The following is a 4516-nucleotide window of genomic DNA, read 5'->3' as shown; positions in this document are numbered from 1 at the left end:
GGACGCCCCGGGGGCGGGGGGGGGGCGGGGGGCCGGGGGGGGGCCGGGCCCCACCTCGTGCGTGCGCCCGGAGCGGGTCAGCCGTCGAGGACCGAGAGCCGACCGGTCTGGACGTCCTGGACGATCACCTGACTCGGCACACGGCCCGGCGGGAAGGCCACGGCCACCATCACAGCCACAGCGACCACACAGGCCACCACGACGACCAACCACCGGGCCCGAGCCGGCCGGGCTGATGCGGCGACGTCGGGCCGCGCCAAGGAGTCCACGAGGCGCGCCGCTCGAAGCACCGCCACGGTCAGCACCGCCGCTCCCGCCCCGACGGACAGGACGTGCGCCGCGAACGCCCCCTCGCCGACCGACCACTGCCAGCTCGAGAGGTCGACGCTCCCGAAACGGTCGACCGCGGACGCCTGGAGCACGCGCCCGAGGTGCCTCAGCAGCGATGAGGCGCCGAGCAGCAAGGCCCCGGCCACGAGGAGAGGGAAGACCCGAGCAGCATGTGGTCCCGCCGCACCGGCCGACTCGGACGCCTCGTCCAGAACGGGCGGTTCGAGGGCGTCAAAGCCCTCCGCGTCCACAGGGATGAGGTCGATGGGATGCACCATCCGTGCATCCTGGCAGAAAGTCCGGTCTGCGGACGGGTCCCTGCCTGGAGAGGCTCACGCAGATGGCCGTTCCTGGACACGGGTCCTTTTCTGACGCTCTGCCCGCTACAGTCGTCGCGTGCTGTCGCCGGCGGTCGGTCTGCTGCGCGGGGTTCGAGCAGGGTTGCTCGCCACCGCGGTCGTCGGGCTGTCCCTGGTCTCGCACCGCCTCGCCGGGGGCGCGGCACCGGGAGCCGTCCCGGTCGTGGTCCTCGTGATGCTCACGGCCGTGGTACTGCGCGGCCTCCTGGGCCGCCGCCTGGCGTTGCCGCTCCTGCTGGGCGTGCTCGGTCTGGGCCAGGTCGTCCTGCACTACACGTTCGAGCAGTGCGCGCTCCTCGCGGCGTCCCCGGTGCCCGCGCACGCGCACGCCGCCGAGAACCCCGTGCCCATGCTCGCCGCGCACGTGCTCGCGACGCTCGTCGTCTCGGTGCTCCTGACCCACGCGGACCGCGCGCTGTGGGCCCTGTGGTCATGGCTGACCATGCGCTCGGTCCCGCGCCTCCTGCGTCCTCCCGCTGCCCGGGGGCGGGGCGTCCTCGTCCTCGCCTCGACGTCCCCCGCCCCCGCCGCCCCCGGCAGCGGTGCGGTCATGGGGCGCGCCCCTCCCGTCCTGGTCCACGCAGCACCTTGACCTCGGTCGCGGCTCCCTGCCGCGACCCGCTCCCTGCCGCCTCGACGGCGCACACGTCGTCGAGCCGCACCCCCACGCGTCCAGCGACCGCGGGGCCCGCGTGCCCGCGGCGGGAGCGACCCTGCGTTCGACCACGGAAGGCCTGTGCCCCGATCATGAAGCGTTCACCGAAGCTCCTCACCGTCGCCGCGGCGACGACCCTGCTCCTCGCGCTCGGCGCGAGCGGCGCGTCCGCCCACGTGTCGGTCAACCCCGACACGACCACCGCGGGCTCCTACGCCCTCCTGACGTTCGGCGTCCCGCACGGCTGCGGCGAGTCCGCGACGACGAAGGTCTCGATCCAGATCCCCGAGCCGATCACGAGCGTGACCCCCACGGTCAACCCCGGCTGGGACGTCGAGAAGGTCATGGTGACCCTCGCGACCCCGATCGACGACGGTCACGGCGGCCAGCTCACCGAGCGCGTCGGCGAGATCGTCTACACCGCGAGGACGCCGCTGCCCGACGGGTACCGGGACGCCCTCGTCCTGTCGACCAAGCTCCCCGACGCCGTCGGCGAGACCCTCGTCTTCCCGACCGTCCAGACCTGCCAGGAGGGCGAGTCCGCCTGGGTCCAGGTCGCGGCCGAGGGCGAGGACCCGCACGACCTCGACCTCCCCGCCCCGACCCTGACGATCACCGAGGCCGAGGAGGCGCACGGGGACGTCGAGACGGTCTCCGACGCGGCCGCGAGCGCCGACGGCACTGACGACACGGCCGACGCGGCCGGGTCGTCGGTCGAGCCGTCGTCGCTGCCCCTCGTCCTGTCCGGGGTGGCGCTCGTGCTCGGTGCGGCGGGGCTCGTCCTGGGCGGCGCCGCGTTCGCCCGTCGCCCCAAGGCCTGACGCGACCGATGAACGTCGCCCGCGTCCTGCGCGGGGTGACGGCGGTCGTGGTGTCGGCCGTGGCCGGGGTGGTGCTGATGCTGGCGTCAGCGTCCCCGGCCGCGGCCCACGCCGTGATCGTCGACAGCGATCCTCGGGACGGCTTCGTCGTCGAGGACTCCCCCGCCCTGCTGACCCTCACTTTCAACGAACCCGTACAGGTGCCGCCCGGCGGCGTCGCGCTGCTCGACGCCGCGGGGACGGCCGTGGCCGTCACGCCCACGGCGGTCGACTCCCGCGTGGAGATCGCGGTGCCCGCTGTGCTCGACGACGGCACGTACGTCGTGAGCTGGCGCGTCACGTCCGGGGACACCCACCCGGTCGCGGGGGCGTTCACGTTCTCGGTCGGAGCACCGAGCGACACCGTCGCCGCGGTCCCCGAGCCCTCGACGTCGGCGGCGGTCTCGACGCTGCGGCGGGCGTCCCAGGCGCTCGTCTACGTCGGGACGCTCGGGGTGGCCGGCCTCGTGGTCTTCGAGCTCCTGCTGCTCGACGCGACCCCGGGGGCCATGCCCGTGCTCCGGCGTCGGCTCGACCGCACGCGCCGGGGGCTCGCGGTCCTCGCCGGGGCGGGGCTACTCGTCTCGGTACCGGTCACGGCCGTGTGGCAGGCGGGCCGCGCGGCCGGAGCGCTCCTGGAGCCGGAGGTCTGGACCGCGGCCCTGGGGTCCGAGTCGGCCCTGGCCGCGCTCCTCGGCCTGGTGGGACTGGTCGTCGCGACCATCTTCTGCCCCCGGGCGGGCCGGGCGACGCGTCGGCGGTGGCCCGTCCCGCTCGCGCTCGGCACTGCCGCGCTGGCCGCGACCTCGCTGACGGTCGTGGGGCACACCCGGACGTTCGGCCCGGCGTGGCTCGTCCTCGGTGCCGACGTGCTGCACGTGGCCGCGGGGTCCGTGTGGTTCGGCGGGATCGTGGGGCTGTGCCTGCTGCTCGCGCGCTCCTCGGGGGCGTCTGCCCAGCGCTCGGCGCGCACGGTCCTGCGCTTCTCGACCGTGGGCGCGTGGCTCGTCCTCGCGCTCGCCCTGAGCGGCGTGCTGCTGGCCTGGCGCATCCTCGGCTCGCTCGACGCGCTGGTGACCACCGGGTACGGCCGGACGCTCCTGGTCAAGGTCGCCCTTGCGCTGAGCCTCGTGGCGATCGCGGCGTGGAACCGGTACGGGTTGGTCCCGCACGTCGCGGAGGGTCCCGAGGGCCGTCTGCGTCTGCGCCGGACGGTCGTCGCCGAGGCGTCTGTCCTGACGGTGCTGCTGGTCGTGACCGGGGTGCTCGTCTCCCAGAGCCCGGTCGAGGCGCGGACCCGGGTCCCCGTCGAGGCGCAGAGCACTGCGCCCGCCCAGGAGTTCGACGAACCCCTCGGGTCCGGGTCGCTCCAGGCCAGGGTCACGCCGGGCGCGCTCGGCATCAACTCGCTCGAGCTGACCGTGCTCGACGCCGACGGCGCCCCGTTCGACCCCGTCGCGCTCCCCGAGGTGGGGCTCACGCAGCCCGAGCTGGGCATCGGCCCCTTCACGCCCACCGTCACACGGACCGGCACCGGGACCTACCTGGCCTCGATCGACCTGCCGATGGCCGGGGCGTGGGACGTCACGGTCGGCGTCCGCACCTCGAAGTACGAGAACCCGGTCGTCACGCTTCCCGTGGAGGTCTCCCCATGACGCGCCGTTCTCGCGCAGCCGCGGCCCTCGGTCTCGCCGCGCTGCTGACCGTGGCGGGCGTGCAGGGCGCGGCGGCCCACGTCCTCCTGGAGACCGCGACGCCGAACGGGGACGGCACCACCACGCTCACGTTCTCGTTCGAGCACGGGTGCGACGGCGCCCCGACGACGGGCCTCGACCTCACGCTCCCCGCAGGGGTCGAGGCCGTCTCGACCGTCGAGCCGGAAGGATGGGTGTCGACCCAGGAACCGGGAGGGGTCCGCTGGGAGGGGACCCCGGTCGCCGACGGCACCGCTGCCCGGTTCGAGCTCGTCGCCAGGGTCACGGGCACCGCCGGGCAGGCCTTCTGGTTCCCCACGACGCAGACGTGCACCGAGGGCTCGTACGACTGGGTCGACACCGACCCGGCGGGCGGGCACCCCGCGCCGAGCTTCGTCGCGACCACCGCGACGCTCGCCCCGCCGGCCGCGCAGCCGGCCGCACCGGGCGGGCCGGGCACGAGCTCCGGGCCTGGAGCGAGCCTCGCGCAGACCCTCGCGGCGATGGCCGCGGCCTCGCTCGCGGCGGCGGCAGGGGGTGCCTGGTACCTCGCCCGGCGACGCCCCTGAAGGCACTCCAGGTCGCGGACGGAGAAGGGGCCGCCGTTCCGGCAGGAAC

Annotated in this window: 5 protein-coding genes; 4 read left to right on the top strand and 1 reads right to left on the bottom strand. The window is 75.1% G+C overall.

Annotated features, from left to right (window positions below):
- Window positions 1-77: 77 nt before the first annotated feature.
- Window positions 78-608 carry a hypothetical protein gene (locus H9640_RS16420; RefSeq protein WP_191791854.1) on the bottom strand — a complete coding sequence of 177 codons (531 nt, stop codon included), beginning with the start codon at window positions 606-608 and terminating at the stop codon, window positions 78-80.
- Between the two features lie 118 nt (window positions 609-726).
- Between H9640_RS16420 and H9640_RS16415 the strand changes: the two genes are divergently transcribed.
- The 4 genes from H9640_RS16415 to H9640_RS16400 all read left to right on the top strand — a co-directional run bounded on the left by H9640_RS16415 (window position 727) and on the right by H9640_RS16400 (window position 4467).
- Entirely contained in the window at window positions 727-1281 is a 555-nt protein-coding gene (locus H9640_RS16415; protein ID WP_191791853.1) for a hypothetical protein, read from the top strand.
- 155 nt (window positions 1282-1436) lie between these two features.
- Window positions 1437-2165 carry a YcnI family copper-binding membrane protein gene (locus H9640_RS16410; RefSeq protein WP_191791852.1) on the top strand — a complete coding sequence of 243 codons (729 nt, stop codon included), beginning with the start codon at window positions 1437-1439 and terminating at the stop codon, window positions 2163-2165.
- A gap of 8 nt (window positions 2166-2173) precedes the next feature.
- Window positions 2174-3859 carry a copper resistance CopC/CopD family protein gene (locus tag H9640_RS16405; RefSeq protein WP_191791851.1) on the top strand — a complete coding sequence of 562 codons (1686 nt, stop codon included), beginning with the start codon at window positions 2174-2176 and terminating at the stop codon, window positions 3857-3859.
- Complete coding sequence (locus H9640_RS16400) at window positions 3856-4467, top strand: DUF1775 domain-containing protein (protein ID WP_191791850.1); 612 nt, start codon at window positions 3856-3858, stop codon at window positions 4465-4467. The genes H9640_RS16405 and H9640_RS16400 overlap by 4 nt, the downstream gene beginning before the upstream one ends.
- Window positions 4468-4516: the final 49 nt, after the last annotated feature.

Origin of the sequence: Oerskovia gallyi, from assembly GCF_014836745.1 — a bacterium.
GTDB classification, from domain to species: Bacteria; Actinomycetota; Actinomycetes; order Actinomycetales; family Cellulomonadaceae; genus Oerskovia; species Oerskovia paurometabola.
The sequence above is the reverse complement of the archived record's forward strand: the minus strand, read 5'-3'. Positions and strand labels throughout refer to the sequence as shown.

What these genes read in the sequence shown, in the direction of transcription:
- H9640_RS16420 (WP_191791854.1), bottom strand. Translation starts at nt 608, where the DNA reads ATGGTGCATCCCATCGACCTCATCCCTGTGGACGCGGAGGGCTTTGAC.
- H9640_RS16410 (WP_191791852.1), top strand. Translation starts at nt 1,437, where the DNA reads ATGAAGCGTTCACCGAAGCTCCTCACCGTCGCCGCGGCGACGACCCTG.
- H9640_RS16405 (WP_191791851.1), top strand. Translation starts at nt 2,174, where the DNA reads ATGAACGTCGCCCGCGTCCTGCGCGGGGTGACGGCGGTCGTGGTGTCG.
- H9640_RS16400 (WP_191791850.1), top strand. Translation starts at nt 3,856, where the DNA reads ATGACGCGCCGTTCTCGCGCAGCCGCGGCCCTCGGTCTCGCCGCGCTG.